General features: G+C 37.2%; 20 protein-coding genes. 8 read left to right on the forward strand and 12 right to left on the reverse strand.

Features of this window, described 5'->3' with window-relative positions; translation table 11 throughout:
- Positions 1-82 precede the first annotated feature (82 nt).
- Both ACM46_RS06520 and ACM46_RS06525 read left to right on the forward strand, forming a co-directional pair.
- Positions 83-994 carry an ABC transporter ATP-binding protein gene (locus tag ACM46_RS06520; RefSeq protein ID WP_048505830.1) on the forward strand — a complete coding sequence of 304 codons (912 nt, stop codon included), beginning with the start codon at positions 83-85 and terminating at the stop codon, positions 992-994.
- 4 nt (positions 995-998) lie between these two features.
- A complete protein-coding gene (locus ACM46_RS06525) occupies positions 999-2,309 on the forward strand; it encodes an ABC transporter permease (RefSeq protein WP_048505831.1) in 1,311 nt (436 codons plus the stop codon).
- A 304-nt stretch (positions 2,310-2,613) separates the two neighbouring features.
- Here the strand turns inward: ACM46_RS06525 and ACM46_RS06530 are convergent, their stop codons facing one another.
- The 9 genes from ACM46_RS06530 to ACM46_RS06570 all read right to left on the reverse strand — a co-directional run bounded on the left by ACM46_RS06530 (position 2,614) and on the right by ACM46_RS06570 (position 10,751).
- Entirely contained in the window at positions 2,614-3,282 is a 669-nt protein-coding gene (locus tag ACM46_RS06530; RefSeq protein ID WP_048505832.1) for a porin family protein, read from the reverse strand.
- 21 nt (positions 3,283-3,303) lie between these two features.
- Positions 3,304-4,176: a succinate--CoA ligase subunit alpha gene (gene sucD / locus ACM46_RS06535; RefSeq protein ID WP_048505833.1), complete on the reverse strand. Its 873-nt coding sequence runs from the start codon at positions 4,174-4,176 to the stop codon at positions 3,304-3,306.
- A gap of 91 nt (positions 4,177-4,267) precedes the next feature.
- Positions 4,268-5,170 (reverse strand): UDP-3-O-(3-hydroxymyristoyl)glucosamine N-acyltransferase, encoded by a 903-nt coding sequence (locus tag ACM46_RS06540; RefSeq protein WP_048505834.1) that lies wholly within the window; start codon positions 5,168-5,170, stop codon positions 4,268-4,270.
- 70 nt (positions 5,171-5,240) lie between these two features.
- Entirely contained in the window at positions 5,241-5,804 is a 564-nt protein-coding gene (efp, locus tag ACM46_RS06545) for an elongation factor P (protein ID WP_048505835.1), read from the reverse strand.
- Positions 5,805-5,821: 17 nt separating this feature from the next.
- The gene (locus ACM46_RS06550; RefSeq protein ID WP_048505836.1) at positions 5,822-6,214 is read right to left on the reverse strand and encodes a hypothetical protein; all 393 of its coding nucleotides are present in this window, start codon (positions 6,212-6,214) and stop codon (positions 5,822-5,824) included.
- 18 nt (positions 6,215-6,232) lie between these two features.
- Positions 6,233-7,030, reverse strand: coding sequence for an acyl-ACP--UDP-N-acetylglucosamine O-acyltransferase (gene lpxA, locus ACM46_RS06555; RefSeq protein ID WP_048505837.1), 798 nt, complete (start codon positions 7,028-7,030; stop codon positions 6,233-6,235).
- On the reverse strand, positions 7,031-8,428 hold the full coding sequence (locus tag ACM46_RS06560; RefSeq protein WP_048505838.1) for a bifunctional UDP-3-O-[3-hydroxymyristoyl] N-acetylglucosamine deacetylase/3-hydroxyacyl-ACP dehydratase: 1,398 nt from the start codon (positions 8,426-8,428) through the stop codon (positions 7,031-7,033).
- Positions 8,421-9,452 (reverse strand): UDP-3-O-(3-hydroxymyristoyl)glucosamine N-acyltransferase, encoded by a 1,032-nt coding sequence (gene lpxD, locus ACM46_RS06565; RefSeq protein ID WP_048505839.1) that lies wholly within the window; start codon positions 9,450-9,452, stop codon positions 8,421-8,423. The genes ACM46_RS06560 and lpxD overlap by 8 nt, the downstream gene beginning before the upstream one ends.
- Positions 9,453-9,524: 72 nt before the next feature.
- Positions 9,525-10,751 carry an HD domain-containing protein gene (locus ACM46_RS06570; RefSeq protein WP_048505840.1) on the reverse strand — a complete coding sequence of 409 codons (1,227 nt, stop codon included), beginning with the start codon at positions 10,749-10,751 and terminating at the stop codon, positions 9,525-9,527.
- 218 nt (positions 10,752-10,969) lie between these two features.
- Here ACM46_RS06570 and ACM46_RS06575 point away from each other — a divergent pair, with 218 nt between their 5' ends.
- The 6 genes from ACM46_RS06575 to ACM46_RS06600 all read left to right on the forward strand — a co-directional run bounded on the left by ACM46_RS06575 (position 10,970) and on the right by ACM46_RS06600 (position 18,035).
- A complete protein-coding gene (locus ACM46_RS06575) occupies positions 10,970-11,743 on the forward strand; it encodes an NYN domain-containing protein (RefSeq protein WP_048505841.1) in 774 nt (257 codons plus the stop codon).
- Positions 11,744-11,855: 112 nt separating this feature from the next.
- Positions 11,856-13,499 (forward strand): S41 family peptidase, encoded by a 1,644-nt coding sequence (locus ACM46_RS06580; protein ID WP_048505842.1) that lies wholly within the window; start codon positions 11,856-11,858, stop codon positions 13,497-13,499.
- Positions 13,500-13,666: 167 nt separating this feature from the next.
- On the forward strand, positions 13,667-14,707 hold the full coding sequence (locus ACM46_RS06585; RefSeq protein ID WP_048505843.1) for a YncE family protein: 1,041 nt from the start codon (positions 13,667-13,669) through the stop codon (positions 14,705-14,707).
- Between the two features lie 18 nt (positions 14,708-14,725).
- Positions 14,726-15,265 carry a thioredoxin family protein gene (locus ACM46_RS06590; protein ID WP_048505844.1) on the forward strand — a complete coding sequence of 180 codons (540 nt, stop codon included), beginning with the start codon at positions 14,726-14,728 and terminating at the stop codon, positions 15,263-15,265.
- A 233-nt stretch (positions 15,266-15,498) separates the two neighbouring features.
- Positions 15,499-17,043 carry a T9SS response regulator signal transducer PorX gene (porX, locus tag ACM46_RS06595; RefSeq protein WP_048505845.1) on the forward strand — a complete coding sequence of 515 codons (1,545 nt, stop codon included), beginning with the start codon at positions 15,499-15,501 and terminating at the stop codon, positions 17,041-17,043.
- A gap of 227 nt (positions 17,044-17,270) precedes the next feature.
- Positions 17,271-18,035: an exodeoxyribonuclease III gene (locus ACM46_RS06600; protein WP_048505846.1), complete on the forward strand. Its 765-nt coding sequence runs from the start codon at positions 17,271-17,273 to the stop codon at positions 18,033-18,035.
- 58 nt (positions 18,036-18,093) lie between these two features.
- On the opposite strand, the gene ACM46_RS06605 is transcribed toward ACM46_RS06600, so the two are convergent.
- The 3 genes from ACM46_RS06605 to ACM46_RS06615 form a co-directional block, all read right to left on the reverse strand.
- Positions 18,094-18,465 (reverse strand): septal ring lytic transglycosylase RlpA family protein, encoded by a 372-nt coding sequence (locus ACM46_RS06605; RefSeq protein ID WP_048505847.1) that lies wholly within the window; start codon positions 18,463-18,465, stop codon positions 18,094-18,096.
- Between the two features lie 657 nt (positions 18,466-19,122).
- Positions 19,123-19,821: a hypothetical protein gene (locus ACM46_RS06610; protein WP_131707550.1), complete on the reverse strand. Its 699-nt coding sequence runs from the start codon at positions 19,819-19,821 to the stop codon at positions 19,123-19,125.
- Between the two features lie 36 nt (positions 19,822-19,857).
- The gene (locus tag ACM46_RS06615; protein ID WP_048505849.1) at positions 19,858-20,484 is read right to left on the reverse strand and encodes a hypothetical protein; all 627 of its coding nucleotides are present in this window, start codon (positions 20,482-20,484) and stop codon (positions 19,858-19,860) included.
- Positions 20,485-20,580: the final 96 nt, after the last annotated feature.

Raw genomic sequence — 20,580 nt, forward strand, 5'->3', positions numbered from 1 at the left:
GGATTTTTTCTTTTACATCTGTTCTCGCCTAATATTTCCGTAACTTTCAGAACTTTTTTGTACTCATTATAAAAACAATTTAATGCTTAAAGCTGAACATATCAGAAAGACCTATAGTGCCGGGAAGAAAGTAGCACTGGATGATTTCAGCATCCATGTACCCCAGGGCAGTATTTATGGTCTTCTAGGCCCAAACGGAGCCGGAAAAACATCTTTTATCCGTATCATCAACCAGATTACCCAGGCAGATTCCGGCGAGGTACTGATCAATGGAAACAAACTTAATCCCAGCCACATCAGAGATATCGGTTATATGCCTGAAGAAAGAGGGCTTTATAAAAATATGAGCGTGGGCGATCAGATCCTTTATTTTGGAGAGCTTAAAGGAATGAGTAAGAACGACGCTTTAAATGAAGCCAAAAAATGGTTTGAAAAACTGAATATCGATCAGTGGTGGAAGAAAAAACTATCGGAACTTTCAAAAGGGATGGCCCAAAAGATCCAGTTTGTGGTAACGGTTCTTCACCGACCTCATCTTCTGATTCTGGATGAGCCTTTTTCCGGTTTTGATCCTGTAAATGCCAACTTAATCAAAGATCAGATTATTGATCTTAAAAATAACGGAACCACAATTATTCTTTCTACCCACAGAATGGAAAGTGTTGAAGAAATGTGTGATTATGTAGCACTGATCAACAATTCAAAAAAAATCATTGACGGAAGGGTTTTTGACGTAAGGGAAAAGTTTAAGAAAAATATCTTTGGGGTTACCCTTTCTGAAGTGGATGAAACTCAGTTTGAGCATTTTAAAAACAGACATGATATTTTTAATTTCTCCAACGAGAACAATCTGATTTCATTCGATCTGAAAAATGAGAGCAGCCAAAACGAAATCCTTCTGGATCTTGTGAATATTGGAAAGGTGAGATCATTCGACGAAAGAATTCCAAGTATGAACGAAGTGTTTATTAATGCGGTAAGTAATCATTCTTAATTTTATGAATAATATTTTTTTAATTACGAAAAGGGAATTTCTTACCCAGGTTAAGAAAAAATCCTTCATTATATTAACGCTGCTTGCCCCTCTTCTTCTGGTTGGTTTTGGTGCCATAATCGGGCTGATGTTTAAAGCTAATGAATCGCACAGCATCATTGAAGTTGTGGATAAAAGCGGACTTTTCACCAATCAGCTGAAATCTAATGACAAACTGAATTATGTATTTGTTTCCGCTGCAGACGAAAAATCCAAGATCAATAATCTGAAAGACAACGAATCTCTGGATGGTATACTTATTCTTCCCGAACTGAAGAATCATGATTATACAAGTCTGGAAAACAGTACAAGACTTATCGTAAATTCTAAGATGGGCTTTGATACGAAGCAGAAGATTGTTTCCGATATCAGCGATGTTATCAAAAAAGAAAAAATCAAACAGCTCGGTATTGAAGAATCCCAACTGAACAGCCTTGATAAGGGATTTATTTTAAAAACCATTAATGTATCCGATAACAACAAAGAAGATTCAGATCTTGCTTTTGGGGTAAAAAGCGGTTTAAGTATTCTCCTTATGTATGTTACGTTTATGTTTATTATTATTTACGGAGTAAGGGTAATGAGAAGTGTACTTGAGGAAAAAAACAACCGTGTGGTGGAAATCATTATTTCTTCTGTGAAACCTTTTGAACTGATGATGGGCAAGATTTTAGGGGTGACCCTGGTCGCTTTGACTCAGTTTCTGATTTGGATCTCGATGTCCGTTGTAGGAGCATTGGTTTTAAATACTGGATTTTCATCTTTTCAAAAGAATATTCCGGGCGGTAATGAAGAACTGGCCAGCAAACTGGATATTACACAGATTGCTACCCAGGTTTCACATAGCCTCCTTGAACTGAATTTCCCGCTGATTATCTTTGTATTTATTGTGTTCTTTCTTTTAGGATATATTTTCTACAGTTCCATCTATGCTGCCATAGGTTCTGCTGTAGATAATGAAACAGAGACTCAGCAGTTCACTTTATTTGCCATTTTACCCCTTACATTAGGGATGTACGGAAGTTTCTCCCTGATGAACAACCCTGACGGACCGCTTGGTTTCTGGCTGTCTATTATTCCTTTTACCTCTCCGGTTGCCATGATCGCAAGAATTCCTTTTGGTGTTCCTGCATGGCAGATTGCTTTGTCTATCGTGCTGTTGCTGGGAACTACCATTTTCATGATATTCCTGGCTGGAAAAATCTACCGCGTGGGGATTTTAATGTATGGGAATAAAGCGACCCTGAAGGAGATCTGGAAGTGGATCAGAGGATAATGAATTTAGGGCTGGAAGCCTGAAAATGGAGAATGGAAGTACTGAAATGGATTACTGTTGCTCTTCATAACATTATATAAAACAAAAATCCTGGAAATTACTTTCCGGGATTTTTTATGTCTGAATAACTTGTTATTATATCTTGAGATATAAAGAGATCTGAAAATGGATCAAAGGATAAGTCTAAAAGTTCTTTTGTCTTGAAACAAAGTGAACCAAAAATTCAAGGCTGGAATCTTCCGCTAAAAATAAAAATCCCGGGAATTAAAATTCCCGGGATTCTTTTATCTGAATACTGAATATTCTATTTGAAGATATAGCTCAAACTTAAGCTAAGAACCTGCTCCGATTTTCCTTTATCAGTACCTCCTTTTTCTTTGGCAAGATCAGGATAAGTATCGGAAAGACCTAAATCATATTTAAGAGCTAATTCAAGCTGTCTCTTGTAGCTATAGCCTACTCCTAATCCTAAAGCAAAGTTGAAGCTTGCTGCTTTCCCGCTTACAGAAGGATATAAAGGATCGGTAACATCCGGATCATAGTAAGATCTGTCTGCCGGCGCATTTTTAACATTCTGGCTCATCAAGAAGTTAAATCTTGGTCCTATCATTCCAAAGAATTCTGATTCTGCTTCAGAAAAATATCCTTTGAAATAAACAGGTACGCTCAGGTAGTTGTTTGCATACACGGCATTATAACCATCTTTTCCTTTAGCATCTTTATCTTTTCCGGTTTCTCCTGCACCATAATACACCACTTCCGGCTGTAAATAAAACTGGTTTGCTTTTCCAATCGGGATAAGAGCCAAAGCTCCACCCTGAAACGCATATCTTGGACCAGAAGGGTTATGAGCATTTCTTACTCTGGAATAGTTACCTCCTGCCGTAAGACCAAATCTGGTATTAGCAAAGTCGATTTGGGCGAAAGACAGTGTTGAAAGGGCCAATGCTGAGGTTAATAAAAGTTTTTTCATATGTTTTGTTTTGTATAGCTATTATCCTAGAATTTTCGCCACAGTAGCACCAATGTCAGCAGGAGAATCTACAACGTTGATTCCGTTTTCTCTCATGATTTCCATTTTTGCCTGAGCAGTATCTTCATCACCTCCTACAATAGCACCAGCGTGTCCCATAGTTCTTCCTTTAGGAGCAGTTTGTCCGGCGATAAATCCTACAACCGGTTTAGTAGATCCGCTAGCTTTATACCATCTTGCAGCTTCAGCTTCCAATCCACCACCAATTTCACCGATCATTACTACGGCTTCAGTTTCAGGATCGTTGATGAATAATTCAAGCGCTTCTCTTGTAGTAGTTCCGATGATTGGGTCACCACCGATACCGATTGCAGTAGAAACACCGTAACCAGCTTTTACTACCTGATCAGCTGCTTCATAAGTAAGAGTACCTGATTTTGAAACGATACCTACTTTACCTTTTTTGAAAACGAATCCTGGCATAATACCAATTTTAGCTTCTTCAGAAGTAATGATTCCTGGGCAGTTCGGACCGATTAATCTACAGTCTCTGTCAGCGATGTAAGATTTTACTTTTACCATATCTGCTACAGGAATACCTTCAGTAATACATACGATAACTTTGATACCAGCTTCAGCAGCTTCCATGATAGCGTCAGCAGCGAATGCAGGTGGTACGAAAATGATACTTACGTTCGCTCCGGCTTTTTCAACAGCGTCAGCTACTGTATTAAACACAGGTTTTCCCAAGTGCTCGGATCCTCCTTTTCCTGGAGTAACACCTCCTACTACGTTGGTTCCGTATTCAATCATCTGGCCCGCGTGGAAAGTACCTTCGTTCCCTGTAAATCCTTGTACAATTACTTTAGAATCTTTGTTTACTAAAATTGACATTTTATTGATGTTTTAATTTATTTAAATATTTTATTAATGCTCACAAATTTACTTATTTTTCTTTGATTTTGGACAAAACCAAGAGAATAGTTTATTTGAGATTTCTCAGCTTTACTTCTTTTTTCAGATAAGTTTTGAAATCTTCTGCAAACATCCCGATGTAGGTTCCTTTTTCGAGATCTCTATTTACTCCGGTTTTACCCAACAGAACAGATCCTGCCTCAATTTTATTACCTGAAGCAATTCCCACCTGTCCCCAAAGGGTCACCTCATCACCAATCACACAGCATCCTGCAATTCCCACCTGTGAAGCAATCAGACATTTTTTCCCGATCACAGTATCGTGCCCGATCTGAATCTGATTATCCAAAACCGAACCTTCTCCAATCACCGTAGAATCTGTCACACCTCTGTCAATGGTACATCCGTTCCCTATTTCTACATTGTTTTCAATGATTACATTTCCCACCGAGATCAGACGGTCGAAATTTCCGTTCAGTTTTCTGTAATAAAAAGCGTCTCCGCCTAAAACCGTATTGGCCTGGATAATCACATTATCCCCGATTTCAGTTCTGTCACCAATAACCACATTAGGAAAGATCAGAGTGTTTTTCCCGATCTTCACATTGTTTCCAATCACTGCTGAAGAATGAATTTTTGTTCCTTCTCCGATTTCAACATCATGAAGTTCTTCCGTGAAATTATATATTCTTGTGAAGTGGGTATTAATTTTATTGAAATCTCTGAAAGGATCATCAGAGACTAAAAGAGCTTTTCCTTCCGGACAGTCCACTTTTTTATCAATCAGAATAATGGTTGCAGCAGAATTGAGTGCTTTATCATAATATTTCGGATGGTTCACGAAAACAATATCACCCGGTTTTACCATATGAATTTCATTGGTCCCTAAAATCTCAAAGTCCTCGGGGCCAACAAATTCTGAGCCTATTAAATCTGCGATTGTTTTCAGCTTTTGCGGAGAATGGAATCTCATAACAATTAATTTTCTTATAAAAACAAAATTCGGACTGCCTGCGCAAACCGAATTTATGTAAATTTCAATATTATTTTACTCTTTCTAAGTAGCTACCGTCTTCTGTGCTTACTTTAATTTTGTCTCCCGGCTCTATGAACAAAGGAACCATTACTCTTGCTCCTGTTTCAACGATTGAGTTTTTAAGAGCGTTGGTAGCTGTATTTCCTTTTACACCCGGATCAGCTTCTATTACTTCAAGATAAACCGACTGAGGAAGTTCAGCAGAAAGCGGAGTTTCGTCAACTTCTTTCAAAATGATGGTTACTTCTTCACCTGCTTTCATAAACTGAGCGTTTTCAATCATCTCTTTATTCAGATATAGCTGAGAGAAATCATCATTGTTCATGAAGTGGAAACCATTCTCATCATCGTAAAGATACTGGAACTTTCTGGTGATTACTTTTACTTCTTCAATTTTGTGTCCTGCAGAGAAAGTATTATCAATCACTTTCCCGTTGGTTACGGACTTCAATTTTGTTCTTACGAAAGCAGGACCTTTCCCTGGTTTTACGTGAAGAAATTCGATTACTTTAAAAATATCGTTACTGTACTCAATGCAAAGTCCCTTTCTGATATCGTTACTTGTTGCCATTAATTTATTTTACTGTTTTATTTTGTTTTAAAAACGGGTACCCCAACTGAAGCAGATCCCTGAACTCTCTGATTGCCCAGCGGAAGCGTATTTACCACAGTTCCTGATGGCGAAATATATGAACCATTGTTTGTATTATTAAAGTTCATATTATTCTGCTGAAGCTGATTGACATTATACTGCACGGCCGAACTATTCTGAGAGCTTTTGATGTATGATTCGCTATACTTGTTTTTCTGCATAAAGCTCCCTACATTTTTTTTAGCAATACTATCATTCTGTTCCCTGTTTGTTCTTTCAATAAGAGGTCTTGAAGGTTTTTTTTCAGCTTTTGAATCTGAACTTACTACCTGCTGTCCCCATACTGATGCCGAAGCTAAAAATGCCAGGGTTAGAAATAAATTTTTCATTGTGTTTTTTTTATGGAATTACGAATTACTGTCTTTTCCGGTTCCGTATCCTTTTACAATACCTCTCGGTGAGTTCTGGATAAACTGAAGGATCTCATCTCTTTCAGCAGTCGGAAGCATTTCTTTTTCTATGTGGGAAATAGCCTGGGAAACATTCATCTTCATCTGGAAAATAGCTCTGTAGATTTTTTGAATCTCAAAAATCTTTTCATTCGTAAATCCTCTTCTTCTCAATCCTACGGAATTGATCCCAGCATAAGACATCGGCTCTCTTGCTACTTTTACGTAAGGCGGAATATCCTTTCTTACCAGAGTACCTCCGGAAATCATCACATGTTTTCCGATTTTACCAAACTGATGTACAGCACTAAGACCTCCCATCACCGTATAATCACCAATTTCTACGTGCCCGGCAATACCGCAGCCGTTTACAATGATCACGTGATCTCCGATAACACAGTCGTGTGCAATGTGAGAAGTAGCCATAATCAGGCAATTCTTCCCTATTTTAGTATACCCAAGAGCTTTTGTTCCCCTGTTTACCGTTACACATTCCCTGATGGTAGTGTCGTCTCCAATGATTGTCTGTGTATCTTCACCATCAAATTTAAGATCCTGAGGAATTGCAGAAATTACGGTTCCGGGAAAAATTCTACAGTTCTTCCCGATTCTTGCTCCATCCATAATGGTAACATTTGAACCGATCCATGTTCCTTCTCCGATTTCCACGTCTCCTGCAATTGTAGTAAATGGTTCTACAATAACATTTTTGCTGATTTTTGCACGTTTATCTACGGCGGCTAATTGATGAATCATTTAATCAACTTTATTTTTTGCAACTTGAGCCATTAACTCTGCTTCTACAGCCACAGTATCTCCTACATATCCGTACCCCTGCATGTGTACAATTCCTCTTCTGATAGGCTCTATCAATTCAATTTTGAAAATCATAGTATCACCAGGAACTACTTTTCTCTTGAATTTCACTTTATCAATTTTAATGAAGTAGGTAGAATAATTTTCAGGATCCGGAACGCTCGCCAATACCAGGATACCTCCTGTCTGTGCCAAAGCTTCTACCTGAAGTACTCCAGGCATTACAGGCTCTTTAGGGAAATGTCCTACGAAGAAAGGCTCGTTCATCGTTACATTTTTCAGACCAACCACATGAGAATCTGAAAGTTCAAGAACTTTATCAATCAATAAGAACGGTGGTCTGTGCGGCATAAGACGCATAATTCCGTTGATATCGAAAACCGGTTCTTTGGTAAGATCAAAATCAGGTACGTTTTTCTTTTTCTGAAGTTTCCACTGACGGTTCAATTTTTTGGCAAACTGGGTATTTACATAATGCCCAGGCTTGTTGGCAATTACTTTACCTTTTATTTTTACACCAGCCAGAGCAAGGTCACCAATTACATCCAGTAATTTATGTCTTGCCGCTTCATTAGGATAATTTAAGGTAAGGTTGTCCAGGATTCCGTTGGGTCTGATAGAAACATCATCTTTTCCAAACGCTTTCTTTAGTTTTTCAGTGGTATCAGGGGTAAGATCCTTGTCTACATAAACAATAGCATTGGAAATATCTCCACCTCTGATCAATCCGTGATCTAAAAGCATTTCCAGCTCATGTAAAAAGCTGAATGTTCTTGCAGAAGAGATCTCGTCTTTAAATTCTGAAATATTTTTAAGGGTAGCATTTTGGGTTCCCAATACTTTGGTTCCAAAATCTACCATAGTTGTCACTTCGTAAGTATCTGAAGGAATAATTGTGATTTCTGATCCGGAAGCAGGATCTACATAGTTCAGAACTTCTTTGATTACCAGATATTCTCTGGCTATATTCTGCTCTACTATTCCAACGCTTTCAATAGCTTCTACAAAGAATTTTGAAGAACCGTCCAGGATCGGAGGTTCAGAAGCATCCATTTCCAGAATAGCGTTATCAACGTCACATCCTACCAAAGCAGCCAAAAGGTGCTCACAGGTCGTAATTTTTACGCCTAATTTTTCTAATGTTGTTCCTCTTTCTGTAGCTACTACATAATTAACATCAGCTTCAACCTGAGGATTTCCCTCAAGGTCTGTTCTTACAAACACAAAACCTGTATTTTCTTTAGCAGGTTTGATGGTTAGTTTTACTTCTTTACCAGTATGAAGGCCAATTCCGGAAAGTGTTATTTCTTTCTGGAGTGTTTTTTGCATATCACTCATTAGTTTTATCTTTTGAGGTATTCTCAAGATTATTTATTCTTCGTACAATTTCAGTAAAATTCCTGAAATGAACATAGTTTCTAAGATAGTCGTTATAACTTATCGCCGGAGATCCGTAGAGTGTTTCTTTATCATTAACACTTGAATTCACGCCACTCTGAGCCTGAATTTTAACCTGATTTCCGATTTTGATATGTCCTACTACTCCTACCTGTCCGCCAATCTGGTTCCAGTCTCCAATGGTAGTAGAGCCTGCAATTCCTGCCTGAGCTGCAATCACATTGTTCTGTCCGATTTTCACATTATGGGCAATCTGGATCAGGTTGTCGATCTTCGTTCCTTTTCCAATGATGGTAGAACCAATAGTAGCTCTGTCGATACTGCAGTTTGATCCGATTTCCACATCGTCTTCGATGATCACATTTCCAAGCTGAGGAATTTTTTTGAATCCTTCAGCGGTAGGCTGAAATCCGAATCCATCGCCACCCACTACGGTATTGGAATGAATCACACAGTTGTCACCGATAATACAGTAGTCGTAGATTCTGGCGCCACTGTCTATTTTACAGTTTTTACCGATCTTTACTCCTTTACCGATGTACACATGCGGATAAATCTGCGAACCTTCCCCGATCCTGGCTTTTTCCGAAACATAAGTAAATGCTCCGATGTAAGCCTTTTCACCGATCACTGCAGTATCATGAATAGAAGAACCGGTTTCGATTCCTTCTTTTCTGCCCTGCATTTCCTGGTACAGATTCATTAAGATCTGAAAAGAAAGGTATGCATCCTTTACCACAATTAAGGTAGGATTATAAGTAACTTTATCAATAAGTTTTTCCGAAACAATAATAACGGAGCATTTTGAGGTATCTAAAAAATGAGAAAACCGATCCTGTGCAATAAAAGAAAGATGCCCTGATTCACCATTCTCAATTGGTGAAACCCCTGTAATAACCGTACTTTCGTCGCCTATTATCTGTCCGTCAATAAAACTTGCAATTTGCGAAGCTGTAAATTCCATATTCTGCAAAGATAAGAAATTCTGTAATTCGCAAACATTTTTTGGTTTTCGGAACGTGAATTTTAATATTATTTAAGAAATTATCTGGGAAATATCTCTTGGAAAAGTAAGAATATATCTGGCTGTCTTATGAACCATAAGCCCCGACAGCAGCTGGTCCTGCGACTCTTCCAACCTTATTTTTTTACCGCCTTTCTGAAGCAGATAAATTGGCTGTCTTTCGGTATCGTACGGCAATAATTTTCTTTTTATTTCATGTACAAGCTCCTTTCCATTATCAATTCCAAAAAAATCATTGGTATTTTTTATTTTTTCTTCAATAAATTCTTTTTCAAAAGGATGGGTTGAGATAACGGTTTTCGGAAGGTTTCTCTGGATCACACACCGGCACCAGTAAGAGAGAATAAAGTCTTCCGAATTCTGCCAGGATTTCATGGCATGAATTATATCATTATCGTCAAGTTGGGTAAAACGGTAAATATCTTCATCGGTGGCTGAAGTTTTTGCGCGGTGTAGGAAATAGGTCAGGTTTTCGCCTGCCGGAAGCTCCATACCCTGGGAAACCAGATATTTTGCTCTTTCCAAAATCTTCACCAAAAGAAATTCTGCCAGTGCAGAGGTTTTATGATAATACACCTGCCAGTACATGAACATTCTTGCGGTGAGGAAATTTTCAATGGAATAGACTCCTTTGGCATCTATGACCAGTTCGCCTTCACTGCAAACATTCATCATGGAAATAATTCTCTGGGTATTAATATTTCCTTCAGAAACGCCTGTAAAAAAACTGTCTCTGTTCAGATAATCCAGTCTGTCTACATCCAGCTGAGACGAAATAAGCTGATTGAAAAACTTGCGGTGGTATTTTCCCTGAAACATTTCAATAGCTACGGAAAGCTGCCCGTTGAATTCTTCATTCAATTTATTCATCAGGAGCAGCGAAAGTTTTTCATGATGCCAGTCGTCCATCAGCATATTTTCAAGAGCATGGGAAAATGGTCCGTGCCCGATATCGTGCATCAATATGGCAAGCATGGCTCCTTTTTCTTCTTCTTCAGAGATCTTAATCCCTTTCTGGCGCAATGTTTCAAGTGCCGTGAACATAAGATGCATGGCTCCCAAAGCATGGTGAAATCTTGTATGGGTTGCTCCCGGGAAGATTAGATTCAGAAGTCCGGTCTGCCCAATTCTTCGGAGTCTCTGAAAATAAGGATGTTCTATAACGTCAAATAAAATTTCGTGTGGGATTCTGATGAAACCATGAACAGGGTCGTTGATGATCTTTAGCTTGTTCTGCATTGAAACGTCGGTATTAGTAAACAAAGTTAGGGATTTTAAATTTTAGCATAATTATAATTTTCGTTCATAATCATCTTACAATTAATTGAAAATCTAAAAAATATTCCGATTGAATCGGCCTGTTTCATTAAATTTAAGTATATTAATCTTTATAAATTACTATAGTGATTAATTGATTAATACAGAGCTTAATTACTTTTCATACAACACCCGAACTTATGAGTGACAAAAAATTCAATATCGCTATTCTTATTGACGGTGATAATGCCCAGGCAAAATTATTAAAAGAAACGATTGAAGAGGTTTCAAAATATGGCAAAGCTACAATCAGAAGAATTTATGGAGACTGGACTTCTCAAGGGATGAATTCCTGGAAAGACCTTGTGAATCTCTATTCCATCAATCCTATTCAAAAATTCTCGTATACCAGCGGAAAAAATTCAACGGATGGCGCTATGATTATTGACGCCATGGATATTCTGCACGGGAAAAGTGTGGAGGGATTCTGTATTGTTTCTAGTGACAGCGATTATACCGGATTGGCCAAAAGGATTCGTGAGGAAGGGCTTTTCGTGATGGGTATAGGCGAGAAAAAAACACCGGAAGCTTTTGTAAAGTCATGTGATATATTTACCTATACTGAAAACATTACACCTAAAGCAAAAAAAGAAGGAAAAACCGAGACCAAGAAAGTCAAGGAAAATAAAACTGAAGGTGCTGCCAAAAAAGAAGTTCCAAGTCCTAAAACTCCTGATCCTGAAACTTTTCTTTCCAAAAAAGATGAGGAAACGATTTCAAAAGCATTTGAAATTTCTGCGAATGAAAATGACATGGCCTTTATTTCAACACTGGGTACGAATATCAGAAAGATAGATCCCAGCTTTGATTCAAGAACGTATGGATACTCTACTCTATCCAAATTATTTGATGATCTGCCTCACTTTGAAGTGGTGAGAAATGAAACCAATCATCCTTTATTGAAAAGGAAATAAAATATCATGTATCAATCCTGTTCCATTATCTGTAAAGCTTACATAGTTCTAAGCTTTGCGTGATATTGGTTTTACATTTACCTTTGATCACTTTAATCAACTCAGTCCCTTAATGAAAAGTTTATTCGTTTTCATCATTACCTTTTTAAGCATTAATTTTTCTGCACAGGCTCTATCCGAAACTCAAAAACTGGAATCGCTGTGTAAAGTCTGGGGATTTTTAAAGTATTACCATCCAAATGTTGCCAATGGAGATTTTGACTGGGACCAGCAGCTGTTTCAAAAAATAAACAGTCTTGACAAAATTCACGATAAAGACCAGCTTAACAGATTATATTCTGACTGGATTCAGAGTCTCGGGAAGGTAAGTGAATGTAAAAAATGTTCAAAAACAGATAAGGAAAAGACTTATTTTCTCCGGAATTTTGATCTCAACTGGATGAATGATCCTCTTTTATTTACGGAACAGGTCAGCCAACAGCTTCATTTTATTGAAAGTAACAGAAATCTCGGAAGCAGCCATTATTTTGGAAAGGGAGGGAAAAAGGTTTATTTCAGGAATGAAAATTCATATGGTGCAACATTCACTTCGAAACAGGTCAGCCTTCTGGAACTCTTCAGATACTGGAATCTGGTTGAATATTTCTTTCCGTATAAATATCAGACTGATCAGAACTGGAATGATGTTTTAAAAGAAATGATTCCGAAATTTCTTGCAGTCACTGATGATGAAAGTTATCATCTTACTCTTGCCGAGCTGGTGACAAAAGTTGATGATTCTCATGCATTTTTATATTCACCATTAATCAATTCCAGCCAATACGGAAGGAGAAAGGTTCCGATAGAATATATGTATGCAGAAGGGAAACTGGTTGTCACTACAATCATCAACAACAGATTCAATGAAGAAACTCCTTTAAAAACGGGTGATATTATTTATGATGTCAATGGCAGAACGATTCCTCAAATGGTCAACAGCCTGGGCAAATATGTTCCGGCTTCCAATTCCTGGGGAAAGATTAACAAGGTAAAAAATCTTCTCCTTTTCAGCAATCAAGATTCTATCAGCATAAAAATTGAACGAAACGGTGAGAATCTGAGTATGATGGCTAAAACTTATCTGCTTAAAGATATTCTATGGGAAAAGCCTGCTGTTCAGGAAAAGTGGAAATTTCTGGATGCGGCTCAAAAAACGGGTTATGTCAATATGGGAATTATTGAAAAGAGTGATCTGGATGATATGTATGAGGATTTAAAATCTACCGAATCTATTATTTTTGACCTCAGAAACTATCCCAAAATGACTATTTTTCCGCTTAGCAGAATGATTCTCCCTGACCAATCTATTTATTATCAGTTTAATTTTCCGGAGACAGATTATCCAGGTAAATTTTACAGCTCAAAAAACAGTATCGGTAAAAAGAATCCGGAGTATTACAAAGGGAATGTCATTGTTCTGGCAGACGAAAATACCCAGAGCCAAGCAGAAACCACCACCATGATGTTCAAGCAGCATCCGAGGGCAAAAGTAATCGGGAGCAATACTTCAGGGGCGAATGGTGATATTATCCGTTTTAAAATTGCAGATCTGGACACTTGCTTTACGGGGCTTGGCGCTTATTATCCTGACGGAAGGGAAACCCAAAGGATAGGAATTGTCCCGGATATTCTGATAAAACCTACTGTAAAAGGTATAAAGGAAGGAAAAGATGAAGTTCTGGAAAGAGCTTTACAATACATTAAAGAAGGAAACTGATTGATTTAAAGAAATCCCATAAAACAAACACACTAACACACAGCTACTTGAGATAAAATTTCATTCATTTTTCATACCTGTTGTAAGGATTGTACCTGGGTTACGACTACGTTTTAAAGAATTAACATTAAAGTTCTTTATCCAGTTTAACCAATAAAGCAATATTTATGAAAAATTATTATTTTACTCAATCTGCGAATTTAAAAGCCCTGTTTCTGTTTCTAGGCTTGACATCCATCTATTCATGTAGTAATGACAATGAAAGTAACATGTCTGACACCTCAAAAAAAATTGAGGAAAAGGTGGTTATTGCCAATCGAAATGCCGGCAGCCTAAGTTTTATAGATGCCAACACGAATGTCATTACAAAAACGCTGTCTATTCCGAACTCTAATCCTATGTATGTAGTGTATGTTCCCAAAACTGACAGAATTTATGCAGGTGACCGAGGGGGAAAGAAAATTCATGTCATCCATCCAAAAACCCAGGAAGTCGAAAGTTCAATCAATGTTGGGGACGGGGTTTTTCACATGTGGGCAGACGGACAGGGAAAAGAACTTTGGGTAATGAATGACATTGACAATACAATCTCAGTCATCAATCTTAGTACAAACTCCGTTACCAAGACCATCAACGTAGATCTGAAGCCTCATGATGTATTTTTAACGCAAGACGGATCCACAGCTTATGTTTCCGTATTTACCGACAGTCCTACTTCTGACAAGATTTACAAATATTCTACCTCTACTTATACAAAGACAGGAGAAGCCAGTGTAGGAAAAGATCCTCATTTATTCCATGCCAATAACAGGTTGTTTGTTGCCTGCCAGTCAGGAAAATTATATACGCTCGACTCCAATACTTTAAACTCAATTTCAGAAAAAGATTATACGGGTGCTCACGGAATTTATCCTTCTCCTGATTACAGTAAGCTTTTCGTGAGTAATATAACAGGAGGTCAGTTGTATTCGATCACTTCTTCAACGGGTGATCCGATAAGCGGCCCAACAACTTCTCCCACTGCAACACCTCATAATATTGTCATCAATGATAAAGGAAGTAAAATGTTTGTTACCCATTCGGGAGCTGCTGCCAATACTGTTTCAATTTATGATATCAATCCACTTGGCGGAATAACTTATTCCACATCTGTTACGGCAGGAACAAATCCTTTTGGACTGACTTATTACAAAAGAGAAATCAACTAACCTTTAAAAGTCACTGTTATGTTTAAAGCCTATTGGGAAAAGGGTATTTCATTTAATGCCTATGTTGATACGATAAAGCAAAAAAAGGAATTTTCAGAAAAACATTTACTTTCTCATCAAAGGATACATCATGCACTGGAAAATTATGGTCCTTCAACTGACCAGCAGCAACATCTGCAAAAGAAAAATTTTTCAGGAAAGATATTGATTATTGCAGAAGGCTGGTGTGGAGACTGTAACCAGGCAATTCCAGTGATACATAAGTCTTTCGGTACCCAAAACTCTGTAAAAATACTTTACCGGGATGAAAACCCGGATTTGATGCAGCAGTTTCTAACCAACGGAAACATGGCGATCCCTATTGTGATTTTTCTGAATGACCAGAATAGGCCCGTATTTCATTGGGGACCCAGGCCAAAACATGGTATCGAAATCTTATCAAAACATAAAAACAATAATGAAAATTTCTCAAAGGAACTTTTCCTTTCCGAACTTCATGCTTATTATGAAAGCAATAAAGGGAATGATATTATTGATGAAATCATTTCTCTTTTATAGCAATCTGTAACCTCTTTTCCGATATAATTAATACCCGTTTTTCAAATAATTATTTTCTTTATAAAAAATGATTATTTAATCCTCTAAAAATTATATATTCATTGTTGATTATTATTAGTGAAACCGCAAGAATTCGTTTTAACTAATATTTAACTTTTATTGTCTCTAATTTGTGAGATTTTAAAAGGAATTGGTCAACATTTTGATGCAATAACCATGTAAAAAAATAAATTATGTCGGAAAAGATATTATGGATAGATGATGAAATAGATTTACTCAAACCCCATATCGTATTTTTAGAAAAAAAAGGCTACCAGGTAACGCCTGTTAATAATGTGAACGAGGCTCTGGAGCTTATGGATTCCGAGAAATTTGCATTAACGCTTATTGATGAAAATATGCCCGGCATTTCCGGATTGGAAGCTATTCCTATGATCAAAGACAAAGATAACTCTTTGAAGATCGTTATGGTAACCAAAAGTGAGGAAGAGCATATTATGGAAGAAGCCATCGGATCCCAGATCGCGGACTACATCCTTAAACCTGTAAATCCCAACCAGATTTTATTATCGCTTAAAAAGAATCTACAACAGGATAATCTTGTAGAACAGAAAACGATTCTCCAGTACCAGCAGGAATTCAGAAACCTGTCGATGGAACTTTCCTATATCAGAACGTATCAGGAATGGGCGGAGTATTATAAGAAGATCCTAAGCTGGGAGATTAAATTTGATAAAGTAGCGGATAATGAGTTTTCCGATCTTTTGCAGTCGCAGAAAGAGGAAGCGAATATTCAATTTGCCAAGTTCATTGAAAAAAATTACGAAGACTGGCTGACGGATTCTGACAAACCGTTGATGAGCCATACTCTATTCAAAGAAAAAGTAAAACCTGAAGTAGAAAAAGAAAAAGTACTGCTTCTTATGGTGGACAATCTCCGCTACGACCAGTGGAAAGTGATTGAGCCTTTATTTACAAAATATTACAATAAGGTTTCGGAAGACTATTATTACAGTATTCTTCCTACGGCTACGCAATATGCGAGAAACTCTTTCTTTGCAGGTTTAATGCCTTCCGAGATTGAAAAACGTTTTCCGGATAAGTGGTTCAATGATAATGAAGAGGGGAATAAAAATGAATTTGAGCGCGACTTCCTGGAAGATCAGATGAAGAGAATCGGATTAGGGTCCAAATCAATGAAGTATCTTAAAGTCCTGAATGCAGATTTTGAGCGAAAGATTTACGATGACTTTAATCAACACAAAAACAATGACCTTCTTGTGATTGTTTACAACTTTATTGATATCCTGTCGCATGCTAAAACGGACAATCATATTGTAGATCAGCTTATCCGTGATGATAAGACTTTCAGATCTCTTACTTTTAACTGGTTTGAAAATTCGTCGCTTCTTAAAATCATCAAGACCGCAGCTGAAAACGGCTACAAACTTGTGATCACGACAGACCACGGAACTGTTTATGTAAAAAAACCGAGTAAAGTAGTAGGAGACCGTGAAACGTCTACGAATATCCGTTATAAAACAGGAAAAAGTTTAACTTATGACGACAGTGATGTTTGGGCGATTACCAATCCTGAAAAGCTGTTTTTACCTAAAGGGAATTTAAGTTCCAAGTATATTTTTGCGAAGAACAATATTTTCCTGGCTTATCCTAAAAATTATAATCACTTTGTGAATTACTATAAAGAGACTTACCAACATGGAGGAATTTCACTGGAAGAATGTATTATTCCTATCAGCATTTTAGAACCCAAGTAGTTTTTTTCATAGTTTATTAAATGCTGGGTTCAAAGCGGCAAAAATCTTTCGATTTTTGCCGCTTCTTTTTTCAGTTGCTTTTAAGAGTCTCAAAGAGTTCATATCTTAGCTAAAAGAATATTCATTATATCGTTGACCTATTATATTTGTCAGATATCGGATGATGTTATCACTGAATTTATTCCTTCAAAACACAACGAACAATTTAAAATATTTATAAAGAACTCATGAAGTTAATCACCTATAATGTTAACGGGATCAGAGCTGCCTTTACAAAAGATTTTTTAGGCTGGCTGAAGACCGCTGATCCGGATATTGCCTGTATCCAGGAGAGCAAGGCGGGAAACGATCAGATTGATATTGAAAGTCTTGAAAAAATAGGCTACCACAGTTATTGGCACTCTGCTGTAAGAAAAGGCTACAGCGGGGTTGGAATTGCCTCAAAAATCAAACCTAATCATGTAGAGTACGGATGTGGTATTGAAAGCTATGATAACGAAGGCAGGATCATCCGTGCGGATTTTGACGATTACTCAGTAATTTCGGTATATGTTCCTTCTGCGAGTAATATTGAAAGACTGGAATTTAAAATGCAGTTTTGCCATGATTTCCTGGCTTACATCAAGGAGTTAAGAAAAACGATTCCTAACCTTATTATTTCCGGGGATTTCAATATTTGCCATCAGGCTATAGATATTCATGATCCGATCCGTTTAAAGAACGTTTCCGGCTTCCTGCCGATGGAACGGGAATGGATGACGAGTTTTATCGAAGAATGTGAACTGATTGACAGTTTCCGTTTTTTTAATAATGAACCTGACAATTATACGTGGTGGAGCTACAGACAAAATTCCAGGGCTAACAACAAAGGCTGGAGACTGGATTATAATTTTGCGACCTACACCCTGAAAGATAAATTGTCCAGAGCGGTCATCCTGAAGGAGGCTATGCACTCTGACCACTGCCCTGCTTTGCTGGAACTGAACGTTTAGGAAAGAAAAGCAAAAAGCCAGCTGAATCAGCTGGCTTTTTTAGTTTAAATCATAAATTTTAATCGACAATTTCATATTCCACCGGAATTGTACCATGACTGATATCTCCGATTTCATCGAACGCAGCTTTAGAAATATCTAAGGCTCTTGATGCATGGAAAGGTCCTCTATCATTAATCTTCACTATCACCTGTTTTCCATTGTTCAGATTGGTAACTTTAATATTAGTCCCAAAAGGAAGCGTTCTGTTTGCAGCGGTGAACTTTGAGTTACTAAAGATCTCTCCGCTAGCTGTTTTTCTACCATTAAATTTATCGTGGTAGTACGATGCATAACTTGTTTTCTTCGCATCTAAGGTATTTGCTGTAAAAGAGTAAACACCCAGGGTTGAAATCATCATTATGATTACGAGAATGAATCTTTTCATCATCTTGAATTTTATTGGTTTTGACGGAGCAAAAGTATAAGGAATGTTCTAAAGTCCCTACTCCATATGTTAAAAACCGTTAACAAAAACCCAATTATATGTTAACAAACCCTGTAAGATCCTATTAATAGGGGTTTTAGGTAGTACTGTTAAAAAACGTTAAAAAAACAAGCTAAAAGTTAACATAATTAACTTATTCATTAAAAATATCAAAATTCAATTTATTCAATATTTTGATAATCAACACATTAAGTAAAAGCTAAAATATTAAATATAAGGGCCTGATCTGTTTTAAAAATTAAAAATTTTAAGATCTAAAAAGTCTTGAATGATTTTATCAGAGCATAGTAAAGGCTATTTACCTATTACACTAATCCTTATTTTAACAAAGCTATTTAACACTACAGCTTATTATACATTAAATCTGATTGATTAAAATTACTTTTAAATGATAACTTCTCTACTTTACCATCAAATTGAATACCAAAGAAATCTGTGGCATTTATTAATTTATGATCTGAAGACTATTAATTAATTGTTATCCTATCCTATCCTATCCTATCCTATCCTATCCTATCCTATCCTATCCTATCGTTCATTACTAAAAAAGAAAAACCAATGAGAAGCTCATTGGTTTTATTTTATATAATAAGAGTAGTCTTATTTTAAGTATTCAATTACATAGTCATATGTTCCTGAAGGGTAAACAACAGACATGCTTGGAGATCCTGTAATTGCATTTCCAGCAGAAGTTGCAATGGTATAAGAATATAAGCTTCTATCGTAAACTGTGTTTGTACCTGCTTTATAGATAGTGATACCGTATAAGGCTGTCATTCCAGTTGGAGCCGGAACGTTTACTGCAGTAGAAGTACCGTTAGCTGTAAACTGTCCTTTCATTGCATAGATAGGAGCGTTGTTTACTAAATTATTGGTAGCCACTTCAGTAGAGGTAAAGTTAGTTTTAGGAGAACCTCCTATTGGTAACCACTGTCCTGATGCAGAAGAGAATGCAGGAGTTGGAGTTGGGTTACTAAAATAGTAAAAACCAACAGCAACCGTTTGATTACCAATACCTGAACCTGTAGCAGGAGTAGTACCAGCAACAGAGTTGTAAACAATCATACCATCATACGCAGTAGGAAAGTTAAGAGCACTGGTTACAGGTGTAGCAAATGTAAACGTAGTTAAATTTGTTCTAGGAAAAGCGATTCCTTTTCCATTATTAGCAGATGTTGTAAATCCATTTGCTGAAGCATCTAAAAATGCAGACTGAGTAGCTATGGTAGCACTTACTGTACCGTTTGATCTTACTTGAGCAAAAGTAGTGCTAGATGCCGCTACAAGGGCTAACAACACTGATTTTAAATATATTTTCATAACTGTGTTTTTGTATTAGAATGAACTATAACTATACCAATTTGTCCCATCACAAATGTAAGACAATGAACCTCCAGATTGAAGAGGAGTAGTTTGAGCAGTACTATGAGCTCCACTCACACTGAAAAAAGCTCCATTGGTAGCATCTATAAATGTAATAACTTTACCATTCGTTTTAGTTAATGTAGCCAGGTTAAATGTAACATTGGATGTTACAAGAACTGCATTATTCAAATCTGCATCTGATATTGTAGCAGCAGTTTGTGGTCTTACAGTCATACCAGCTGGTGCAGCACCTCCACCGAATGGTTTCCATTCAGGAACTGTGTTATCAAAGTAGTAAAATCCAGCACCAGTAATTTTAGCTTTTCTTGGACCGGCTCCAACTCCAGAAGTAATGTAAACTATAGCACCATTTTGTGGAGCGCCATAGGTACCTGCGGTGTCATCTTTAGCAGTAAGATCTGCTGCGGTCATTCGAGGGACTAGTAAAGCATCAGGTCTTGAATTGTCTGTTGTAGTAGCTACTACGTCTAACGTTGCGGAAGGTGTAGTTGTGTTTATACCTACACGTCCTTGCTGAGCCTTGGAAACTGCCGAAAGGCCAACGAGCATCGTCGCTGTTAATAAAATTTTTTTCATAAGTTTTTAAAGATTTTAATTACACTATTTTCCATCAATATTTCCAAAACGGAAAATGCATCCCAACTTGTGCCTACCACAAAGCCTATTAAATTA

It is taken from the genome of Chryseobacterium angstadtii, assembly GCF_001045465.1.
GTDB lineage: Bacteria > Bacteroidota > Bacteroidia > Flavobacteriales > Weeksellaceae > Chryseobacterium > Chryseobacterium angstadtii.